At 66.2% G+C, this 21,327-nt stretch carries 20 protein-coding genes; 13 read left to right on the forward strand and 7 right to left on the reverse strand.

The genetic code is table 11. The annotated features are described in order from the left end of the window. The first annotated feature begins 17 nt into the window (after nt 1–17). From ACFWF1_RS17145 to ACFWF1_RS17165, 5 genes are all read left to right on the forward strand, one after another. Complete coding sequence (locus ACFWF1_RS17145) at nt 18–1,055, forward strand: branched-chain amino acid ABC transporter permease (protein ID WP_379289390.1); 1,038 nt, start codon at nt 18–20, stop codon at nt 1,053–1,055. Continuing rightward, complete coding sequence (locus ACFWF1_RS17150; protein ID WP_379289392.1) at nt 1,052–2,476, forward strand: branched-chain amino acid ABC transporter permease; 1,425 nt, start codon at nt 1,052–1,054, stop codon at nt 2,474–2,476. Before ACFWF1_RS17145 ends, ACFWF1_RS17150 begins: the two co-directional genes overlap by 4 nt. Beyond that, nucleotides 2,473–3,468 (forward strand): ABC transporter ATP-binding protein, encoded by a 996-nt coding sequence (locus ACFWF1_RS17155; protein WP_379289394.1) that lies wholly within the window; start codon nt 2,473–2,475, stop codon nt 3,466–3,468. The genes ACFWF1_RS17150 and ACFWF1_RS17155 overlap by 4 nt, the downstream gene beginning before the upstream one ends. Before the next feature lie 89 nt (nt 3,469–3,557). Next, the gene (locus ACFWF1_RS17160; RefSeq protein WP_379289512.1) at nt 3,558–4,253 is read left to right on the forward strand and encodes an ABC transporter ATP-binding protein; all 696 of its coding nucleotides are present in this window, start codon (nt 3,558–3,560) and stop codon (nt 4,251–4,253) included. 53 nt (nt 4,254–4,306) lie between these two features. After that, nucleotides 4,307–5,986, forward strand: a complete 1,680-nt coding sequence (locus ACFWF1_RS17165; RefSeq protein ID WP_379289396.1) for a DUF885 domain-containing protein — start codon at nt 4,307–4,309, stop codon at nt 5,984–5,986. Between the two features lie 18 nt (nt 5,987–6,004). On the opposite strand, the gene ACFWF1_RS17170 is transcribed toward ACFWF1_RS17165, so the two are convergent. Both ACFWF1_RS17170 and ACFWF1_RS17175 read right to left on the reverse strand, forming a co-directional pair. Continuing rightward, on the reverse strand, nt 6,005–6,223 hold the full coding sequence (locus tag ACFWF1_RS17170; RefSeq protein ID WP_379289397.1) for a hypothetical protein: 219 nt from the start codon (nt 6,221–6,223) through the stop codon (nt 6,005–6,007). Between the two features lie 11 nt (nt 6,224–6,234). Beyond that, nucleotides 6,235–6,453: a hypothetical protein gene (locus tag ACFWF1_RS17175; protein WP_379289399.1), complete on the reverse strand. Its 219-nt coding sequence runs from the start codon at nt 6,451–6,453 to the stop codon at nt 6,235–6,237. 344 nt (nt 6,454–6,797) lie between these two features. On the opposite strand from ACFWF1_RS17175, the gene polA reads away from it, so the two are divergent. Beyond that, nucleotides 6,798–9,542, forward strand: a complete 2,745-nt coding sequence (gene polA, locus ACFWF1_RS17180) for a DNA polymerase I (RefSeq protein WP_379289401.1) — start codon at nt 6,798–6,800, stop codon at nt 9,540–9,542. A gap of 249 nt (nt 9,543–9,791) precedes the next feature. On the opposite strand, the gene ACFWF1_RS17185 is transcribed toward polA, so the two are convergent. Further along, entirely contained in the window at nt 9,792–10,595 is an 804-nt protein-coding gene (locus tag ACFWF1_RS17185; RefSeq protein WP_379289403.1) for a maleylpyruvate isomerase family mycothiol-dependent enzyme, read from the reverse strand. A 737-nt stretch (nt 10,596–11,332) separates the two neighbouring features. Here ACFWF1_RS17185 and ACFWF1_RS17190 point away from each other — a divergent pair. Continuing rightward, complete coding sequence (locus ACFWF1_RS17190) at nt 11,333–11,698, forward strand: DUF2834 domain-containing protein (RefSeq protein WP_379289404.1); 366 nt, start codon at nt 11,333–11,335, stop codon at nt 11,696–11,698. A gap of 260 nt (nt 11,699–11,958) precedes the next feature. Here ACFWF1_RS17190 and ACFWF1_RS17195 read toward each other — a convergent pair whose 3' ends face one another. Beyond that, complete coding sequence (locus tag ACFWF1_RS17195) at nt 11,959–13,200, reverse strand: MFS transporter (protein ID WP_379289406.1); 1,242 nt, start codon at nt 13,198–13,200, stop codon at nt 11,959–11,961. A gap of 86 nt (nt 13,201–13,286) precedes the next feature. On the opposite strand from ACFWF1_RS17195, the gene ACFWF1_RS17200 reads away from it, so the two are divergent. The 4 genes from ACFWF1_RS17200 to ACFWF1_RS17215 all read left to right on the forward strand — a co-directional run bounded on the left by ACFWF1_RS17200 (nt 13,287) and on the right by ACFWF1_RS17215 (nt 17,857). Further along, nucleotides 13,287–14,249, forward strand: a complete 963-nt coding sequence (locus ACFWF1_RS17200; RefSeq protein WP_379289408.1) for a helix-turn-helix domain-containing protein — start codon at nt 13,287–13,289, stop codon at nt 14,247–14,249. A 127-nt stretch (nt 14,250–14,376) separates the two neighbouring features. Then, on the forward strand, nt 14,377–16,017 hold the full coding sequence (locus ACFWF1_RS17205) for a purple acid phosphatase family protein (protein ID WP_379289410.1): 1,641 nt from the start codon (nt 14,377–14,379) through the stop codon (nt 16,015–16,017). A 130-nt stretch (nt 16,018–16,147) separates the two neighbouring features. After that, a complete protein-coding gene (locus ACFWF1_RS17210) occupies nt 16,148–17,338 on the forward strand; it encodes a DUF418 domain-containing protein (RefSeq protein WP_379289412.1) in 1,191 nt (396 codons plus the stop codon). Between the two features lie 129 nt (nt 17,339–17,467). Then, the gene (locus ACFWF1_RS17215; protein WP_379289414.1) at nt 17,468–17,857 is read left to right on the forward strand and encodes a VOC family protein; all 390 of its coding nucleotides are present in this window, start codon (nt 17,468–17,470) and stop codon (nt 17,855–17,857) included. Nucleotides 17,858–17,865: 8 nt separating this feature from the next. On the opposite strand, the gene ACFWF1_RS17220 is transcribed toward ACFWF1_RS17215, so the two are convergent. Together ACFWF1_RS17220 and ACFWF1_RS17225 are read right to left on the reverse strand one after the other, a co-directional pair. Then, complete coding sequence (locus ACFWF1_RS17220; RefSeq protein ID WP_379289416.1) at nt 17,866–18,204, reverse strand: DUF2087 domain-containing protein; 339 nt, start codon at nt 18,202–18,204, stop codon at nt 17,866–17,868. Between the two features lie 88 nt (nt 18,205–18,292). Beyond that, nucleotides 18,293–18,778: a DUF4383 domain-containing protein gene (locus ACFWF1_RS17225; RefSeq protein ID WP_379289417.1), complete on the reverse strand. Its 486-nt coding sequence runs from the start codon at nt 18,776–18,778 to the stop codon at nt 18,293–18,295. A gap of 130 nt (nt 18,779–18,908) precedes the next feature. On the opposite strand from ACFWF1_RS17225, the gene ACFWF1_RS17230 reads away from it, so the two are divergent. Then, nucleotides 18,909–19,469, forward strand: coding sequence for a TetR/AcrR family transcriptional regulator (locus ACFWF1_RS17230; RefSeq protein WP_379289418.1), 561 nt, complete (start codon nt 18,909–18,911; stop codon nt 19,467–19,469). 153 nt (nt 19,470–19,622) lie between these two features. Here the strand turns inward: ACFWF1_RS17230 and ACFWF1_RS17235 are convergent, their stop codons facing one another. After that, on the reverse strand, nt 19,623–20,504 hold the full coding sequence (locus tag ACFWF1_RS17235) for an SDR family oxidoreductase (RefSeq protein WP_379289420.1): 882 nt from the start codon (nt 20,502–20,504) through the stop codon (nt 19,623–19,625). Between the two features lie 85 nt (nt 20,505–20,589). Between ACFWF1_RS17235 and ACFWF1_RS17240 the strand changes: the two genes are divergently transcribed. Next, nucleotides 20,590–21,162 carry a TetR/AcrR family transcriptional regulator gene (locus tag ACFWF1_RS17240; protein WP_379289422.1) on the forward strand — a complete coding sequence of 191 codons (573 nt, stop codon included), beginning with the start codon at nt 20,590–20,592 and terminating at the stop codon, nt 21,160–21,162. Nucleotides 21,163–21,327: the final 165 nt, after the last annotated feature.

Genomic DNA, 21,327 nt, shown 5'->3' on the forward strand with positions numbered 1-21,327 from the left:
GAGGGCGAATTAGCGAAATGACTTCAACGGCATTAACCGGCGCTGTACAACTCGCCGGCGGATCAATCGACTTCAACTATGAAGGTGTGATCCACGATTTCTGGCGACTGACCGTCGACGGATTGTCCTACGGTGCGATCTACGCGCTGGTTGCTGTGGGCTACACACTGGTCTACGGCGTTTTGCGGCTGATCAATTTTGCCCATTCGGAAATCTTCATGCTCGGCTTGTTCGGCCAGTATGTCGGGCTGATGTTGCTCGGGTTCTCGCCCAGCGGTGATGTCTACTCCCAGGGCATCGTGCTCACCATTACCTATCTGGCGTTGGCGATGATCTTCGGCATGGCGGTGTCCGGCGCCGCCGCGGTCGGATTGGAGCGCGTGGCCTATCGGCCGCTGCGCAGACGCGGCGCCAAACCCTTGATCTTTCTCATCACCGCGATCGGCGCCTCGTTCGTGATCCAGGAGGTAGTGCACTTCGTGCTGCCGAAGATCTGGCCGAGCCTGGGCGGCACCAACGCCCAGAAGCCGATCATGCTGGTGGAACCGACCAAGCAGTTCAGCTTCGGCGGCGCGGACATCACCAACGTGACGCTCGTGATCATCGGCGCCGCAGTCATTCTCGCGATCGCCACCGAGTTGGTGATCAACCAGACCAAGTTCGGCCGCGGCATCCGGGCCGTCGCGCAGGATCCCGATACCGCGACGCTGATGGGTGTCTCGCGGGAGCGGATCATCATGCTCACCTTCCTCATCGGCGGCGTGCTCGCCGGTGCGGCCGCGCTGCTGTACGCGCTCAAGATCCCGAACGGGATCATCTACTCGGGCGGGTTCATCCTCGGCATCAAGGCGTTCAGCGCCGCGGTGCTCGGCGGCATCGGTAACCTGCGTGGCGCGTTGCTCGGCGGCCTGCTGCTCGGGCTGGCGGAGAACTACGGCCAGATCCTGTTCGGCACCGAATGGCGTGACGTGGTCGCGTTCGTGGTGCTGGTGCTGGTCCTGATGATCCGCCCGACCGGCATTCTCGGTGAGAGCCTCGGGAAGGCACGAGCATGAGTGACACGAAAACCGTTACCCCGCCGACCAAGCCGGAGCGGCCGATGCACGGCGTCGGTGACAGTCTGCGCTCTTGGTGGGGCGGGCTGTCCCGCCCGGCCCAGTGGGCCGTCGGCGTGCCGGCCATCATCGTGCTGGCGTTGCTTCCGTTGTTCCCGCCGCCGTTCCTCGACACGCCAGGCACCAGCTTCGGCGGTGTGATGGCGCAGTTCGCCATGTACGCGCTGCTCGCGGTCGGCCTGAATGTCGTTGTCGGACAGGCGGGTCTGCTCGACCTCGGCTACGTCGGCTTCTATGCCGTCGGTGCGTACACTGTCGGCCTGCTCACCAGTCCGAACAGTCCGTGGAATCAGACGGCCGGCGGCTGGCTGAGCGAGGACTGGGCCTGGCTGGCCTGCCTGCCCTTGGCGGCGGCGGTCACCGCGGTCTCCGGTCTGATCCTCGGTACCCCGACGCTGCGGTTGCGCGGCGACTACCTGGCCATCGTGACGCTCGGCTTCGGTGAGATCGTCCGGCTGCTTGCCGACAACCTCGGCGACGTGACCAACGGCAGCCTCGGCCTGTCCGGCATCGCCTACCCGCACCTCGGCGAGTCCGAGCACAAGCAGAACGGCGTGTTCTCCTCCGGCAACGTCGGAAACTCGGAGACCTCCAACATCTTCGACAAGGCCAACGCGGGCACCTGGTGGTTCTGGGTCGGCATGATCCTGGTGATCATCGTCCTGCTGATCGTCGGCAACCTGGAGCGCAGCCGGGTCGGCCGGGCCTGGGTCGCCATCCGCGAGGACGAGGACGCGGCCGAGATCATGGGCGTGCCGACGTTCAAGTTCAAGCTGTGGGCGTTCATGATCGGCGCCGCGGTCGGCGGGCTCTCCGGCGCGCTGTACGCGGGGCAGGTGCAGTTCATCAACCCGACCGGGTTCAACATCATCAACTCGATGCTGTTCCTGTGCGCGGTGGTCATCGGCGGGCAGGGCAACAAGCTCGGCGTGATCGTCGGCGCGTTCATCATCGTGTACCTGCCGAACCGGTTGCTCTCGGTGCAGGCGGTCGGGCAGACCGCGGTCGGCTGGGTGCTGATCGTCGTCTCCATCGCCGTCATCGTCGCGTTGATCGTGGTGTGGCGCAGGTGGGCTCGTGATCAGGAGCGGCCGATCCGGCTGGGTTATCTGGCCGGGTCGATCGTGGCGATCGTGGTCCTGTTCATCCTGCTCGGCAATGTGCTGAAGTTCCACGAACCCGGCGCGCAATCGCTCGGCGACTACAAGTATCTGTTCTTCGGTATCACGCTGATGGTGGTCATGATCTTCAAACCGCAGGGCCTGTTCCCGGTCCGGCAGAAGCTGCTCGCCTACGGGCGTCAGGTGTACCAAGCGGTGCGTAAACCGTTCGGCGACGGCGCGATCGGGGCGACCCGATGACCGGGCCGGGCGCCGGTGGCGCGCTGTTCGACAACGAGGACATGTCCGCGGGGTACGCGGCCGAACCAGAAGCGGTGCCCAGTGCCGGCGTGGTCGACCTGACCGCGGTTATTCCGGACCTGGCCAACGCGGAGACGGTGGCGGAGGTCGTCGCCTCCAGCCGGGAGATCGAAACGGCCGTCGGTGCGCCCCTGTTGCGCACCGAGGACCTGACCGTGAAATTCGGCGGCCTGACCGCGTTGGACGCGGTGAGTTTCGAGATCCGCCGCGGCGAGATCCTCGGCCTCATCGGACCCAACGGTGCCGGAAAAACCACCTGCTTCAACGCGATCACCGGCGTCTACCGACCCTCGTCGGGCACGGTGTACTTCGACGGCGCACCGCTGACGAAGACCAAGCGCAATGCCATCACCAGGCTCGGCATCGCGCGCACCTTCCAGAACATCCGGCTTTTCGGCGAGATGACGGCGCTGGAGAACGTGGTGGTCGGCACCGACGCCAGGCACAAGACCTCGGTGCCGGGCGCCATCTTCCGCACCACCCGGCACCGGCGCGAGGAACACGACGCGATCGAGCGGGGCATGGCGTTGCTCGAATTCGTCGGTATCGCACCGAAAGCGGTGGAGAAGGCGCGCAACCTGTCCTACGGCGATCAGCGCAGGCTGGAGATCGCCAGGGCGCTGGCCACCGAGCCGAAACTGCTCTGCCTGGACGAGCCCGCCGCCGGGTTCAATCCGAGCGAGAAGTCGGCGCTGATGGATCTGATCCGCAAGATCCGCGACGACGGGTTCACCGTGCTGCTGATCGAGCACGACATGCGCCTGGTGATGGGTGTGACCGACCGGATCGTGGTGCTGGAGTTCGGCCGCAAGATCGCGGACGGGCTGCCCGCCGACATCCGGGAGGACCCCGCGGTGATCGCCGCCTATCTCGGTGTGCCCGATGACGGCACCGAGTCGGGGACGGCAAGCGCGCACGGGACGGACGGGTAGGAGCAGCGATGGCATCGCACAGAGAACCGGAACAGCGGACCGCCGAGGTGACCAAGGGCAGTTCCGACGCGCTGCTCGAGGTGACCGACATGGTCGTCAACTACGGCAGAATCCAAGCACTGCACGGGATTTCGCTGCAGGTGGCGGCGGGCGAGCTGGTGACACTGCTCGGCGCGAACGGCGCGGGCAAGACCACCACCATGCGGGCGTTGTCGGGCCTGCTGCCGCTGACCCGCGGTCGAATCATGTTCGAGGGCCGCGACATCACCCACATGAAGGCACACGAGCGAGTGGGTGAGGGCCTGATCCAGGCACCGGAAGGCCGAGGTGTCTTCCCCGGCATGACGGTGCAGGAAAACCTCGACATGGGTTGCTACGGAAGGCCGTTCAAGCAGAAGGCGGAATACAGCAAGACGCTCGACTGGGTGTTCGAGTTGTTCCCGCGAATGTCGGAGCGGCGCAAGCAGGTTGGCGGCACGCTGTCCGGCGGCGAGCAGCAGATGCTCGCCATCGGCCGGGCACTGATGGCGCGGCCGCGCCTGCTGTTGCTGGATGAGCCGTCGATGGGCTTGGCGCCCATGATCATTCAGCAGATCTTCCGGATCATCTCGGAGATCAACCAGCAGGGCACCACGGTGCTGCTCGTCGAGCAGAACGCGCAGCAGGCGCTCTCGCGCAGCGATCGCGCCTACATCATGGAGACCGGCGAGGTCACCAAGACCGGCTCCGGCCGGGAACTGCTCACCGATCCGTCGGTGAAGTCGGCGTACCTCGGCGTCGGATAGTCACGGGGTAAACCCCAGTGCCGCAAGGCGGTCCTCGAGGCATGATCGTGACCATGAATGGTCATGATGAGCTGACAGGTCTGGCCGAGCGGTACTGGGACACCTTCCTGGAGGCGAAACCGAGCGACGCGACCTTGCTCGGCGACCGCCGGTTCGATGACCGCATCGAGGACCTGTCCGTCGCGGCCGAGGAGCGTTTGCTGTCGACCTGGCGTGACCTGTTGCGTCAGGTCGACGCGCTCGACGCCGCCGGGCTCGACTCGACCGATCGAGTCACCCGCAGCCTGCTGCGCATCGAATTGTCCGGCGCGATCGACCGGCTGGAGTGGCGGCCGCTGGAAATGGCCTCCGACCAGATGGAGGGCGTGCACGCCTACGCGCTGACGATGGCACCGCAGACCAACGCGCCGACGCCGGGGAACGCGCGGGCGCTGGTGCTGCGGTATCGGCAGTTCGGTGACATGCTCGGGCAGGCTGTCGTGCGGTTCCGAGACGGGCTCGCCGCTGGCCGCGCGCCCGCACGGATTACCCTGGAACGATCGCTGAACCAGCTCGACGGATACCTGGCCTCGGAGCTGTCGGCGGACCCGTTCGTCACCATCGCCGGTCCGCCGGACTGGGACGGCGAAACCAACTGGCGGGCCGAATTGACCGACGTGGCAAGGGATATCATCCGCCCGGCGTTCCAGAGCTATCGCGAGGTGCTGTTCGACGAACTGCTGCCCGCGAGCCGCCCCGACGACAAACCCGGCCTGTGCTGGCTCGGCGCGGACGGCGAGGACATCTACCGCCGCCAGCTGCGCTACCACACCACCCTGCCCGACCTCGGTGCCGACGAGATCCACGAGCTCGGGCTGACCGAGCTGGCGGCGCTGCGCGAGGAGTACGCGACGATCGGCGAGCGGCTGTTCGGCACCGCCGAGCTCGGCGAGATCTTCGCCAGGCTGCGCGACGATCCGGCGCTGTGTTACGTCGACGGCGAGCAGATCATGTTCGACGCGCGCCACGCACTCACCTCGGCGAACGCCGAGATGGGCAACTGGTTCGGCAGGCTGCCCAAGGAAGCGTGCGACATCGTCCCGATGCCGGACTTCCTCGCCGCGGATGCGCCTGCGGCGTACTACTTTCCGCCCGCCGCGGACGGTTCCCGGCCCGGCACCTACTTCGTCAACACCTACCATCCCACCGGTCGCGGCCGGTTCGAGACGGCCGCGGTGGCCTTCCACGAAGCCGTCCCCGGTCACCACCTGCAGCTCACCATCGCCAACGAGCTCGACCACCTGCCCCGCTTCCAGCGCCAGTCCTACGCGAACACCGCGTTCGTCGAGGGCTGGGCGCTCTACACCGAGCGGCTCGCCGACGAAATGGGCTTGTACGAGGACGATTTGGGCCGTCTCGGCATGCTCGCCGGCGATTCGCTGCGTTCCTGCCGCCTGGTCGTCGACACCGGCCTGCACGCGAAAGGCTGGACCAGGCAACAGGCCATCGACTTCATGGTCGCCAACGCCCCCGCAGGCATCGCCGAAATCACCACCGAGGTAGACCGCTACATCGGCATGCCCGGCCAAGCCGTCGCCTACAAAATCGGCCAACTCGAAATCCGCCGCCAACGCCTCACCGCCACCGAACGCCTCGGCACCGCCTTCGACATCAAACCCTTCCACGACACCGTCCTCGGCTCCGGCTCGGTCAGCCTCCCCGTCCTCCGCGAACTCGTCGCCTCTTTGCTGTGATCCGGTCAGCCGCCCGCCTCAGGATTCGTCCTCGGTCGGGCGGCGTCGGATGCCCTCGGGGGTGAAAGCGAAGGACGCCGCGAACGGGTCTGCGCCATGGCGGATCGCGAGGAGGATCGGGTCGGTGTACTCGTCGCGGCGGTTCCACAGGTGGAAGAAGACCATCGGGTCTGATTTGTTGTCGGTCGCCGGTGCGTCGGGCAGGGGCGGGCAGCGAGCGGCGGGGTTGTCGGACAAGGGGATTCGGTTCAGCAGTGCTCCACGATCATGATGAGGACGCGGTGGTCGGAGTCGCGGAACTCGTTGAGGAAGAAGTCGGCCATGGGTTGGGCCCGGCCTGCCCAGAATTCCTCGAGCTGCTGCACGAGGTCGTCTCGGTCTTTGCCGACAACCTTGTGTGCCGGTCCGATGTACACGTGGTAGACGATCGTCTCGGACCTGCGCAGCAGGCGACGTGCCCGGGCCATGGGGAGCTGGCCCTCCCCTCGTCGACGCCAAGTCACCCCACTCGCGTCGGTCCAGAAACGTTCGAGGTGGGGTCGTGGACTCTCGTAGTCCGCACCCGTGTTCTCGGGAGCAGCGACAATGAGGCGCCGACGACGGTTGGTCGACATCCTTCGATTATGTCAGCGGGTATGGTGCTGCCTCGCATCATTTTTCAGGCCGGGGCCAGTACCTCGGGGTCGCTGGCAGCCGGGTCCGTCCGGGGTGGGTGTTACCTGGGTCACTCGGCGAGGTGGACGGGACTCGATGCACTGCGCACGGGTGTCGGCGTATCACCTTGTCGGTGCTGGTCCCTAGACTCTGGGGCGTGAGTTCACCCACGACTGCTCAGCGTCCTGCTACCGCGTCCGGCTCCGGCGATACCGCGTCGGGTGACCGGCCGACTCTGCTGTTGTTGGACGGGCATTCGATTGCCTATCGCGCGTTCTTCGCGCTACCGGCGGAGAACTTCAAGACGGTGACGGGGCAGACCACCAACGCGGTGTACGGATTCACCGCGATGCTGATCAACCTGCTGCGCGACGAGAAGCCGACGCACATCGCGACCGCGTTCGACGTGTCGAGGAAGACCTTCCGCACCGAGGCGTACCCGGAGTACAAGGCGAACCGTTCGCAGACGCCGGACGAGTTCCGCGGGCAGGTCGAACTCACCAAGGACGTGCTCGGCGCGATGGGCATCCCGGTGATGGCGATCGACGGCTTCGAGGCCGACGACCTCATCGCCACCTTGACCACGCAGGCCGAGGCGCAGGGCTTCCGGGTGCTGATCGTCTCCGGCGACCGCGACGCCATTCAGTTGGTCGACGAGAACGTGACGCTGCTGTACCCGAAGAAGGGCGTCTCTGACCTCACCAGGTTCACCCCCGACGAGGTGTTCGCCAAGTACGGCCTCACCCCGGCCCAGTACCCGGATTACGCGGCGCTGCGCGGCGACCCGAGCGACAACCTGCCCGGCATCCCCGGCGTGGGGGAGAAGACCGCGGCCAAGTGGATCCGCGAATACGGCGACCTGAACAGCCTCGTCGACAAGGTGGACGAGGTGAAGGGCAAGGTCGGCGACGCACTGCGCGCCAACCTGAGCAGTGTGGTGCTCAACCGTCAGCTCACCGAGATGATCCGCGACGTGCCGCTGCCCTACACACCCGACCAGCTGGCGCAGGCGCCGTGGGACCGCAACAAGATCCATCAGCTCTTCGACGACCTGGAATTCCGCGTGCTGCGCGACCGGCTGTTCGAGACGCTGGCCCCGAAGGAGCCCGAGGCCGAGGCGGGCTTCGAGATCAGCGGCGGCGCGCTCGAGGTCGGCGCGGTCGCCGACTGGCTCGCCGAGCACGCGAAAGCCGGTGTCCGGCAGGGTGTCTCGGTTGTCGGCGCCGGAACCCCCGGCAACGGTGACGTGCGCGCGCTCGCCATCGCGGCCGCCGACGGCGAGAGCGGCTACATCGACGTCGCCATCCTGACTCCGGAAGACGAAGCGGCCCTTGGCGCTTGGCTCGCCGACCCGGCCGTGCCGAAGGCGCTGCACGAGGCGAAGGCCGCCATGCACGCGCTGCGCGGCCGCGGCTGGACCCTCGGCGGTCTCACCAGCGACACCGCACTGGCCGCGTACCTGGTCCGCCCCGGCCAGCGCAGTTTCAACCTCGACGACCTCTCGCTGCGCTACCTGCGCCGCGAGCTGCGCGCCGAGACCGACGAGACCACGCAGCTGTCGCTGCTCGACGACGAGGACACCGTCGACGCCGAGCTCGCGCAGACCGAAATGCTGCGCGCCAGGGCCGTCGCCGACCTCGCCGACGCGCTCGACACCGAACTCCAGCAGATCGAATCCGTGCCGCTGCTGGAGGACATGGAGCTGCCGCTGCTCAGCGTGCTCGCCAACCTGGAGGACGCGGGCATCGCGGTCGACACCGACCAATTGGAGACGCTGCAGCGTCAGTTCGCCGACAAGGTGTCCGAGGCCGCCAACGCCGCCTACGAGGTGATCGGCAAGCAGATCAACCTCGGCTCGCCCAAGCAGCTGCAGGTGGTGCTGTTCGACGAGCTCGACATGCCGAAGACCAAGCGCACCAAGACCGGCTACACCACCGACGCCGACGCGCTCGAGTCACTGTTCGAGAAGACCGAGCACCCGTTCCTGCAGCATCTGCTCGAGCACCGCGACGCGACCCGGCTCAAGGTCACCGTCGACGGCCTGCTGAAGTGCGTCGCCGACGACGGTCGCATCCACACCACGTTCAACCAGACCATCGCCGCCACCGGCCGCCTCTCGTCCACCGAGCCGAACCTGCAGAACATCCCGATCCGCACCGACACCGGCAGGCAGATCCGCGACACCTTCGTCGTCGGCGCCGGCTACCAGTCGCTGATGACCGCCGACTACAGCCAGATCGAAATGCGCATCATGGCGCACCTTTCCGAGGACGAAGCCCTGATCGAGGCCTTCAACTCCGGCGAAGACCTGCACACCTTCGTGGCGTCCAAGGCCTTCGACATCCCGATCGCCGAGGTGACCCCCGAACTGCGCCGCCGCATCAAGGCCATGTCCTATGGCCTCGCCTACGGTCTCAGCTCGTATGGTCTTGCCGCACAGCTGAAGATCAGCACCACCGAAGCCAAAGAACAAATGGACGTCTACTTCGACCGCTTCGGCGGCATCCGCGACTACCTCTACGAGGTAGTCGAAGAGGCCCGCAAGGTCGGCTACACCTCCACCCTCTTCGGCCGCCGCCGCTACCTCCCCGACCTCGACTCCAGCAACCGCCAACGCCGCGAAGCCGCCGAACGCATGGCCCTGAACGCCCCCATCCAGGGCACCGCCGCCGACATCATCAAGGTGGCAATGATCAACGTGCACAAGGCAATCCAAGAAGCAGGCCTGCGCTCCCGGATGCTCCTGCAAATCCACGACGAATTGCTGTTCGAGGTGGCGGAGGGCGAGAAGGACACCCTCGAGGCCCTCGCCAAGGAACAAATGGCCGCCGCCATCCACCTGTCCGTCCCCTTGGACGTCTCCGTCGGCACCGGCCGCAGCTGGGACAACGCCGCCCACTAACTTCGAGGATGCTGCGCGCTGGCTCGGTCGGCGCGCAGCGTAATCAGTCGACAGTGACCGATTCGCAGTGAGCGGTACCGGCGGTCGGACCGGTCGGCGGATGCTGGCGAGAATGCCGAGATCGGTTGGCTACCAACGACTCTGAACCATCTGGTGCTGCCGATTAGCGTGTCGACGGCGGAGTGGCCGGGCCGAACGTCGGTCTCGTCGGCAGCGACCCCGGCCGAGCGTGAACCTCAGGGCAACGGGTCAGCCGCTGACATGGGCGGTGTTGTCGAGCCAGTGCTGAGCGAGGCGGGTGTCGCCGTCGACGCTGATGTCGGTGGCGTTGCCGTCGGTGAGCGGGATACGCCGGGTCAAGGCCAGCAGCAGTGATTGTGCCGGGCCGCTCACCGTTACATCGGCGGGCTGGGTTCCGCGCTGCCACGCCGGCCCGTCAGGGCGCCGTTCGATGAACCAAGCGCCCGTGTCGCCGGCGAGGTCGGTGGCTCGCCACTGCAGGGTCTGTCCGGTGCCTCGAATGGCATCGGCGGATTCGGATCGTTGCATCGCCCAGTTGGGGGAGGTGAGCATCGCGAAGTGGTTACTGATGAGCGCGGCCGCGATATCGGCGTCGATCTCGACAGGTCGGTTCGCCGCAGCGGCAGCATCGAAGCCATGGACGACCGCCTCGTTCAGCAGGCTGGCAATCCAGAATCGCGCCCCGGACCACGCGTCCCCGGCGGGGTTGAACACCGGCGCGTCCAGCGCGTCATCGGAACACGCATTCGAAACCCGCTGCGCCGACTCCGCCAGCCACGCCTGCCACTCGCTGGGGCCGGCAGGGGGTTCGGCCATCTCCATCGGCAGCTGTGCAGGGTCGGTAATGCGCCGCTCGATGATCTCCGCGACCCAGTGCTGAGTCTGGCCCACATGCTGGACCAGGTCGGTGATGGTCCACTTCGGGGCCGTCGGCACGGCGGTGTCCGCCCCGGCCGCGGCGGCCGATTCCGCTAGGCCTCGGGTGTGTTCGACGATCGCTCGCCGCGCGTGTGCTGCGTTCAGTTCGCTCATTGGATCGCCCTTCCGTAGTTCGTTGCTGGATATGACCGGCCGTGTCGACAGAACTCATCGGTGCCGCGCCAACTCCTCATCCGTGACCACCCGCATCGCCACAAACCCACCCACAGGCCCGCCAACGGGAGCAGCCGTAGTAGCGGGTCATGAGCGGGACTTCCGTTGCAGGGGTGGGGTTTTCGGTCGGCGCGAGGCTTTCGGTTCACGTCCCGTCGCCCGAATGCCTTCCCACGCGCGCGTCGACAGGATCGGATTTGCGACCGTTGCCCGCTTCGGCTCGTGGCGCAACGGCGCCGAGTGAACCGGCCGGCAAACAAGCGGAGTGGTCAGCGAGGATATGTCGTTGCACGCGGCTCGATTCGGGAGTTAAGTTCTCCGCTGTCCTCGCCTAAGGCGCACTGGCCACCGGATGAATGCGCCCGTAGTTCGGAGAGGGTAGCCGCATGTTCGAGTCAGGCCGAGTCCGAAGGGAGTCCGCAGGTATATGCGGACTTCCTTAAGCCTCGTTCACCGTCGTCGGCGATGCCTGCTTCGTGCCTGCTCACGAACGTGGGCAATGCCGCGACCCGCGAGTTCGGACCGATGCCGCTCATTCGGTATCGCATCAATGTGGTTGTCCTGAACGCAACCAATTGTGTGTAACGATAAGTCTCGGTTACCCCTGAGACTTCGGTTGCCGGGCCCGTCTCCAAGGCGACCCGCCGACCTCACGTCACGACCTTAGGAGACTGCCCATGTCCGAAGGCATCGCGGATTCATCCTGGCGACGGCCCACGCTCATCGCGACGCTCGTAGCCGCGTTCATCACGCAGAACTCGATCGCGCTGCCGTACGTACGGCGCAACGGGCCGAAGTCGGCGCTGGATTTCTTCGTCGGCGACATCTACAAAACGGTGCCGGGCCGATTCGCTATGGTCGACCTCGCCTTCGTGGTGCTCGGCTTCCACGTATGGGCCTTCTCCGAGGCGCGACGGCTCGGCATCATGCGTTGGTGGGCCATCTCGTTCGTGCTGACCTTTTCCGTCGGTATCGCCACCGCGATTCCGTTCTTGCTGCTGGTCCGCGACTTCACGGTCGACAAAGCAGCAAGCAGGCAATGAGTCACGCCTAGGTGTCGTCACCAATCGTCGGCGCCTCTGCCACCCCGACATCCGACATGGTGATGCTTGATGCGGACCCAGTCGGTTGTGTCTCCATCTGGCTGAAGCAACAAGGTTTGCTGGATGACTGGAGATGGCGCGTCCTCGCAGAATGCGAACAGCGACTCACTCGGGTTATCCGTGCTGGAGGCGGACTGCCCATAGCGGCAGCACTGGCCGCCTGCGGCGCGGTGCGGAATGACCGCTCGGCCAGTCGTGATCTATGTCCGCGAGGAAACCAATTGTGCTGTGGCGGTGGAGCTTCCCGCTGCGCGGTGCCGGGTGCGGGCCAGGGTCATGGTCGCCAGCGAGACGACGATGATGCCCGCGCCGAAGATCTGAATGGTGGGCGCTGCGCCGAGGCGGCGAGCCGTGTAACCGGCACCGATGGCCGGAAGGGAGATGGCCGCGTAGGCGATGAGGTAGAACGCCGACATCACCTGGGCTCGTTTGTCCGGCGGGGCCGCGGCGCCGATCGTGCGCAAGGAACCGAACATCCCACTGCCCATGCCGAATCCGATGACGACGCTGGCGACCAGGAATCCCACGGCGGTCCCGTCGCCGGTCACCGACCCAGCCAGCCCGAGGATGCCTGCCGACAGGATCGCCATACCACGGGCGATCTGCGTCGTTGGTGCCGTCTTCTGGGTGAACACCGAGGCCAGCGCGCCGGCGCACCCCATCGCCATGATGGAACCACCGGCGGGCAGGTAACTGCTGGTATGCAGCAGGGCCGGGACGATCGCCCCGACCAGGCCGAGGAACAGGCCGACGATCGACCACGCGCACGCGATCGCCAGACCCGCCAGCACGAACGGTGCGAGGATCGTACGCGGCACACCGGGCGCGGTGATCCGGAATCCGGTGCGCGACACCACTGTTTCCGGCATCAGTGCGGTACCGAGCAGCAGGAGCGTCACCAACACCGCCAACAGAACATAAGGCGTTACCAGCGGATGGGGCACGTATTGCACCAGCAGTGACCCGGCCATGCCACCTGATCCGACCCCGAGCGCGCTCGCGACGACGTTGTACAGACCGGTTTTGGCAGGATTGTCGCCTCGATACAACTCCAGCAACGCCGCGCCGGCCGCGCTGATGGCGACCCCGGTCGACAACCCTTGTACAGCGCGGGCGAGGAAGAGCCAGATCACGTCGGACGCGCAGCCGTACAACACCATCGACGCGAGCAGGCCGGCCAGCCCGGCCGCGATGACGGGGCGACGGCCGACACTGTCGGAGATGCGGCCGACCACCAGCAGGGTCGTCAAGACGCCGAAGCAATAGGTGGCGTAGATCAGCGTCACTGTCGAGGTGTCCAGCTGCCAGGTCGCCGCGTAGAGCTTGTAGAGCGGCGAGGGCATGGCGGAGGCCGCCAGGCACAACCCGATCACCGCCGCGGCCAGGCCGAACGCCGTTTCGTGGCGCAGCCGGGGCAGACGCGAAACATCAGTCGTAGTCACAAGATTCAGCCTCGTCGGGAGAACGGTCGCCGACGAGTGGCAGAAATGACTAACTTGACGAAAATTCTGCCAGTAGGCTGGGGGTCATGGATACCCCGGGAGTCGTCGCAGTCGCCGTCATCGACGGCATGCCGATGTTCGAGCTGGCCATTGCCACACAGGTATTCGGCATCGATCGGCGCGATATCGCCGATCCGTGGTACGAGCTGCGAATGTGCGCCGCCGATCCCGGCAAGACGCGGATCGCCCACGGCTTCGTCCTGGACACCCCGCACGACCTGCACGCGCTCGACGGCGCGGACACCGTGATCGTGCCCGGGCTCGACCCCGAGGACGTATCCGCAGACACCGTGGATCCGCGATTGACAGCCGCCATCTTGGCCGCGCACGCGCGTGGCGCCCGGATCGTCTCGTTGTGCACCGGCGCGTTCGCCTTGGCCGCGGCGGGGCTGCTGAACGGGCGGCGGGCTACCACCCATTGGCGCTATGCCGAACTCATGGAGACCCGGTATCCGAACGTCCGGCTCGATCCGGCGGTGCTCTATGTCGACGAAGGCGACGTGCTGACCAGCGCGGGCGTCAGCGCCGGTATCGACCTGTGCTTGCATCTCATCCGCACCGATCTCGGCGCGGACGTCGCCAATCAGGTGGCGCGCCGGATGGTGGTCCAAGCCCACCGCGCAGGCGGTCAGGCGCAATACATCGAGAAGCCGATGCCCCGATCCGACGCCGATGGACTCGGACCGGTATTGCAATGGGCCAGCAAGAATCTCGATCAACAACTCACCGTCGCGCAACTGGCCCGCACCGCCGGGCTCAGTACCCGCACCTTGGCCCGCCGCTTCGCCGAAGCCACCGGCACGACGCCGCTGCGCTGGCTGCACACCGAACGCCTCGCCCGCGCCCGCCAACTCCTCGAAACCACGGATCTGCCGGTAGACCGCATCAGTCAACTCTGCGGCATGGGCACCGCGGGCAACCTCCGGCACCATTTCACCCGTGCGGTCGGCACCACTCCGATGCTCTACCGACGGTCATTCCAGCGCTGACGGGGTGCTGGCGGAGCGGGGGCCTCAATCCCTTTTCACCACAGGGTGGTTCATCCGGTGGCGGCGTTCATCTCGAATTAGCCTGTCGGTGGCAATTCAGGATCAAATGTCCGGTAAGCCAGTACTCATGGCCAACCACGAAGGCACCGAGGACGCAGGTCCGGACAGCACCGCGACACCAGCACCGGGTGGCGTGAGCAGGCGATGGTTGTTCGGGGCATCCGCGGGCGCGGCCGTCGCCGGAATCGCGGTGGGCGCCGGGGGGACCGCTGCCCTGCGCGCTAGCTCGGACTCCGACAGCGCGGCGGCACTGTGGCCGCGCACGGCCGAATTGCTAGAGACCGCGGATAAGCTGGCTGCCCCGAATGTCGCGGGCCTGCATCTGCAATTCGGCGCCGACGCGGCCCGGGAAGTGGTCGTCACCTGGCACACCAGCGCGTCGGTGGCCAAGCCGGTGGTTCGATACGGTACGGCCGCAAGCGGTTTCGGCAAGGTCGTCGACGCGGAGACCAGAACCTACCGGGATGCCAAGTCCGGCACCGAAATTCAGGCGCACCACGCGCGACTGAGCGGCCTCGCCCCGGACACCGACTACGTCTACGCGGCGGGCCACGACGGCGCGCCCCCGGAACTCGGCACCATTCGCACCGCGCCTTCGGGTCGAGCCGCGTTCCGGTTCACCAGCTTCGGCGATCAAGGCACCCCGACGCTCGGCAAACTCGATGGTGGTAAGTATGTCAACGACAACCTCGGCTCACCGTTCGCCGGCGATGTGACCTCCGGTATCGAGCGGGTCGCGCCGTTGTTCAACCTCGTCAACGGCGACCTCTGCTATGCGAATCTCGCGACCGACCGGGTCCGTACCTGGAATGACTGGTGGGCCAACAACAGTCGGTCCGCGCGGTATCGGCCGTGGATGCCCGCACCCGGCAACCACGAGAACGAACTCGGCAACGGACCGATCGGCTATGCGGCGTTTCAGACCTATTTCACGGTGCCGGACGCGGGCGCCGAACAACTCGCGCGCGGCCTCTGGTACTCGTTCACCGTCGGCGGCGTCCGGATCATCGCGGTCGCCAACGATGACATCTGCTATCAGGATGCGGGCAACAGTTACGTCCGCGGATACTCCGGCGGCGCCCAGAAGCAGTGGCTGGAGGCCGAATTGGCCAAGGCGCGCGCCGATCGCGGCATCGACTGGGTGATCGTCTTCATGCATCAGACCGCGATCTCCTCCGCCGACAAGTTCAACGGCGCCGACCGCGCCATCCGCGAGGATTGGCTGCCATTGTTCGACAAGTACCAGGTCGATCTGGTGCTGTGCGGGCACGAACACCATTACGAGCGTTCGCATCCCGTGCGCGGTGTGCTCGGCACCGACACGCTGACCCCGAAGCCCGCGGATACTCGCACCGATGTCATCGACACCACCAAGGGCACCGTCCATGTGGTGATCGGCGGTGGTGGCACCTCGGTGCCGTCGAACGGGCTGTTCTTCCCGGGAACGCAATGCCGGGTGATCACCGCCGTCGGCGCTGTCGATCCGGCGACCGGTAAGAAGACGCCGGTCTACGTCACCGAGGACGCGCCGTGGTCGGCGGTCAAGGATGCGCAGCATCCATACGGCTTCTGTTCCTTCGACGTCGACCCCGGCGAACCCGGCGGCCAGACCAAGATCAACGGAACCTACTATGCCCTGACCGGCCCCACGAGTGAGCTCACGGTGATCGACAAGTTCACCCTCACCCGCCCGCGCTCGGACCGTTGACACCGCCTGAACGAGCGCACAGTCGGTTCGGAAACCTCGCTGCACGGCGCACCAGCATCGCCTCCTGCTGCCGAGATGATCACGGAGGTCGAGTTCGTCGGAACGCCGTACCTTGACATACGGTCTCCGGATGCCCGTTTCACCCGATTCCGTGCCGCCTATCGCGGCAGCCCCGGCGACACGCATCGCCGAGGTCGATATCCTGCGCGGATTCGCATTGTTCGGCATTCTGCTCGTCAATGTTTTCGTCGCGACCCAGCTCTGGGAATTCGGTAACGCCCGCGACTACGTGGAGTTCTCGCGCGACAGCGGTCATTGGGTACCCGCGATGCTCGACGCCCTGTTCTCCGGGCGGTTCTACCTGCTGTTCGCGTTTCTTTTCGGGTACTCGTTCACCCTGCAGATCGCGGCGGCACAACAGGCCGGGGTCTCGGCGCGCGGCCGGCTGTTGCGACGGTGCGCGGCCTTGCTGGTGATCGGGTTCGCGCACGTGTCGCTGCTCTGGCTCGGTGACATTCTCACGCTGTACGCGGTCCTCGGCCTGATCCTGATCGGGTGCCGGAACCTGCGCCCGCGCACCGCTCTGATCACCGGCACTGTGCTCTATGCGGCATCAGTGCTGATGCCCGGCATGGATACCGCCTTCGATCAAGTCTGGGACTTTCTCGATTTCCAGAGCCTGCACGAGGATTTCACCCACAACTTCACCGACACCCTGCACGCCCAGGTGACGGTGGGGCCGAAGTTCATGCTGTTGACCTGGCTCGGGCAGGGCCTGCCGAGCCTCGGGTTGCTCCTGATCGGCATGGCCGCGGGAAAGCGCGGATTGCTGCACCGGCCCGACACGCTATACAAGTGGGCGCCTCGAACACTGCGGATCGGTCTGGTTGTCGGCCTGCCGATTTCAGCGGTCACCTTCGCCGACACCATGCGATGGATTGCCGCGCCCGAGATCTGGCCGGAACTCCAGGCGCTGATCAACCCGCTGCTGACGTTCGCCTACGTCGCCGCCATCATGCTGCTGGCTGCCCACGCGCCGCATCTGCGGCGCTACCTCGAATGGCTCGCTCCCGCAGGACGAATGGCGGCGACGAACTACATCGCGCAGTCGGTGGTGCTGATGGCTCTCTACTCCGGTTACGGTCTCGGCCTGGCCGACCAGGTACCGCCGACGACGATGGCGGCGCTCGCACTGCTGACTTTCGCCGCGCAACTATGGCTGAGCAGCTGGTGGCTGCGGCGCTATCAGTACGGGCCGGTGGAGTGGGCGTTGCGCGCCGCGACCTACGTGTCGATCCCGCCGTGGCGGAAGCCGCGCTGACCTGCTTGCCGGTGCTCGCCCACGAATGGCTTGCCGCACTGGCCGATTCGCCTCGGGCGATAGGACCGGAGCAGCACGGGCAGGTAGCAGGATTGACCTCGACCGCGCTCGAGGTTGCATAGTGAGTGGATGCGGCTTAATCAGGTGACCGTGGGTAGCACCGACCTCGCTCGGTCCGAGCGGTTCTATCTGCTACTGGGACTGAGACTGATCGTCAAGACCGACCACTACCTGCGGTTCGAATGCCCAGACGGTGGCAGTACGTTCTCGGTCGATCTGGTCCGGTCGGTCTCGGACGACGAGCAAGTGACCGTGTACTTCGAGACGGATGACCTCGACGATCAATGCACGCGGTTGATGGACGCGGGCATCGCGTTCGACAGCGCGCCCAGCGACCAGTCATGGTTGTGGCGGGAGGCGCGGCTTCGCGATCCCGACGGGCATCGACTGTGCCTGTTCCATGGCGGGGACAACCGACGCAATCCACCATGGCGCCTTGCTGATTCAGCACTCAGCTGACGCACGACCTATGGCTGCTCGGCACCGGGTAGCCAATAGCGGGCACCATCGCGGGTGCGATCGAGGCGGCCGGACACGACCAGATAGCGGCGTAATGCGACGTAATCATCGAAGATTTCCGCGAGACGCTCGTTGACCTGTCCCTCGGTGTAGAAAACAGCCGGCTCGAAACGAGTGCGGGCAATGTGGCTGAGCAGCATCTCCCGCAACGCACGACGCCGGGACTTCACCGAGGGCATCGACACCAACCGGCCATCGCGAAAGAGACGATCGATGGCCGGGTCACTACTACCGCTGCCACCATCGGGGCGCGGTCGAACCGGGACCGTCACCTTCGCCTCATCCATGGCCTCAGTGTCATGCGGCCATGCGCGCTGTCGCAACCGGATTTCTAGCCGGTCACACGACAATTCGGCGGACCCAAACGTGTGTCGTTCAATTATGTTGGGCGGCAGCGGGAGTGGTGGCGCGTGCGGTGAACGCGGCCAGTCCCGCGGCGGTGAGCAGGATGGTGCCTTCGACGGTGTGCACGATATTGCCGAAGGTGTCGACCGCCATCAGGTGCAGGACGTGGTCGCCGCCGGTGAATCCGAGCGCCGCGATGAGCAAATAGAACGGTCCGCAGGCCCAGGCATAGGCGATCGCGCGGGCGTATACGGGCGCGAGGACGAGCCCGGCCAGCCCGGTGAGCAGGTGAAAGAGGGCGTGCCAGCCGTTCACGGTGACGGGGATGAATCCCAGGAACTGGATGGTGCACGAGTGCATATCGCCGCCGAAGGCCATATCGGGGTAGATGCCGAAGGCGATCACTCCGTTGGCGGTGAACCAAGCTCCGGCCAGGAAAACGAAGAACTGCAATGGTGTTTCGAGGACTGCGGTGACGTAACGCAGGGCCAGGGAGCGAAAGGCGTCGAAGAGCATGGCGCGGGACCTCCTGTAGGTCGGGTACGGGCGGTGGACGCCCCGCATGTCTAGGTCAGGTGTCCTAGAAGTGGATGTGAGTATGTTCTAGGACTACTGTCTTAGTCAAGGACGAGCCCGGGGAGGTGCGATGGCACGCGATACGCGAATGCGGATGATCCGACAGGCCGCGCTGCTGTTCCGCGGTCAGGGCTACGCCGCGACGGGCTTCCGCGAGATCGTCGAGAAGGCCGGGACCCATCGCGGCGTCATTTATCACCACTTCCCGCGCGGCAAGACCGAACTCGGCGAGGAAGTCCTCGCCCTCACCGACGCCGCCGTCGGCCCGGCCATCGAAGCGGTGTGCGCGGACCTGGACCCGGTCTCGGCGATGCGCGCGATCATGGCCGGCGCGAAGATGGTCATGACCGGGGGCGGCTACCCGCCCGGCTGCCCGATCGCCGCCATCGCCCTCGGCGCGGGACCGGAAGACCCTGCCCTACTCACCGCCGCACGTGACGTATTCCGCCGATGGCAACACCCTTTCCAGGAATGCCTGCGACGCAACGGAATCCACGAACCCGACGCCACAAATCTGGCAACCCTGTTGATCGCCGGCCTAGAGGGCGCGCTCATACTGTGCCGGACCGAAGGCACCGTCGACCCGTTGGACCACGTCGCCGCCGGCCTGGAGCGCGCCCTGAAAACCTGACCGAGCGGCCCTCCGCTGATCGGTTGGCCGCCAACGTCGTTCGAACGTACCGAATCCGTGTCGACCGCAGCGAACGATTGGACCGCCGAGATCGGCGCTTATCCACCTTGAGGAACGCGGTCCGGGCTTCCTTATCTCAGCGGTCCGAATCAGTCAGGGCTGGATGTTCTCCAGGTCCTCGAGGAGGCTGGGGTGCTTCGGTTCCCAGCCGAGCGCCTGCCGGGTGTGGGTGCTGGAGGCGGGCTGGTCGGTGGCGAAGATCGGGCCGATGGGGCCGTAGGTTTCCGTCGGCACCGGCTCGACCGGCAGGTTCAGCCGTCGGCCGATGACCGCGGCGATGTCACGTACCGGGTCGCCCTCGTCGGCAACGGCGTGCCAGGACGTGCCGGCTTCGGCCTGTTCCAAGGCAAGTCGGAAGAGAACGGCCGCATCGAGTGCGTGCACGGCGGGCCAGCGCTGTGTGCCGTCGCCCGGGTAGCCGGAGACTCCGGTCTGGCGTGCGATGTTGGTCAGCAAACCGGCGAATCCGCCTGCGCCCTCGTTGTGTACGGTGCGCGGCAGGCGTACGGCCGTGCTGCGGACTCCGCGCGAGGCCAGGTCGAGCATCGCCAGCACTGCGCGACTGCGACCACCGACCGGCCCGTCGGTCGATGGCGGGTCGGCCTCGGTGGAGGTGCGGCCCGGCACCCACGGTGTGCCCGAGACGGTGACGAAGGGGCGGTCGCTGCCGACGAGTTCCGCACCGAGGGTCGTGAGCGCGGCAGTTTCCTCGGCGACCGCATGCGCCAGCGCCTCGGGACTGCTGAAGTCGTTGGTGAAGGCCAAGTGGATCACCCCGTCCGCCTGCGCAACGCCCGCGCGAAGAACGTCCAGGTCGGCGAGCGCGCCGCGGAGTGGCTCGGCGCCGGCGGCTTCGGCGGCCAGCGCCGAGGTGTCGGAGCGGGCGAGCGTAAGAACGGTGTGTCCGTTGCCGAGCAGCTCGGCGACGACGGCGGATCCGATCAGTCCGGTGCCACCGGTGACAAAAACACGCATGGAACTCTCCCTCAAGTGATGCGACTCTTGTCCCATCACTGTAACAGGGTGACGGGATAAAAGTCCCGTCACATATGATGGGCGCATGGCTCGATGGGAACCAGGGGCGCGTGAACGCCTCGTCGTGGCTGCTGTCGATCTGTTCACCGAGCAGGGCTACGACGCCACCACGGTCGCGCAGATCGCCGAACGCGCCGGAGTCACCAAAAGCACCTTCTTCCGGCACTTTCCGGATAAGCGCGAGCTGCTGGTCGCCGGGCAGGTGACATTGAGTCAGCTGCTGGCCGAGGGAATCGCCGAGGCCCCCGCTGATGCCACCCCGCTCGAGGCGGTCGCTGCCGGTCTCGAACGCGCCGCGAGCGCGATGGGACCGACGAGTCGCGAGCTCGCCCCGCGCTTGAAGGCGGCGATCGCCTCCAGCGTCGAGCTTCAGGAGCGTGACGCCCTCAAGAGCGTCAGCCTCGCGGCCGCCATGACCTCCGCTCTCATCGCGCGCGGCGTGCCCGATCCGACCGCGGCGTTGGCGAGCGAACTGGGCCTGCTCGCCTTCAAACGGGGATACGCCGAATGGTCCGAAGGAGACGCCGACGACGAGCTCGCCGGGTATGCCCTGGCGGCCCTGGACGAGCTGCGGGCGGCGAGCGCGTCGCTGGGCTGACCAGACAACTCCCCAGTTGCCTATTGCCGCATGTCAAACGTTGGGGAACAACGGCTTTGGTTGTGCAGTCGAACAGTTCGTATCGTTGCCTTGCCCCCTGATGCTTCTCGCCACTGCACGTAGCCATTTCTGGTAAACGGCAGTGTTTTCCACACCTTCGCGCCG

Source organism: Nocardia sp. NPDC060255 (assembly GCF_042727395.1).
Taxonomy (GTDB): Bacteria; Actinomycetota; Actinomycetes; order Mycobacteriales; family Mycobacteriaceae; genus Nocardia.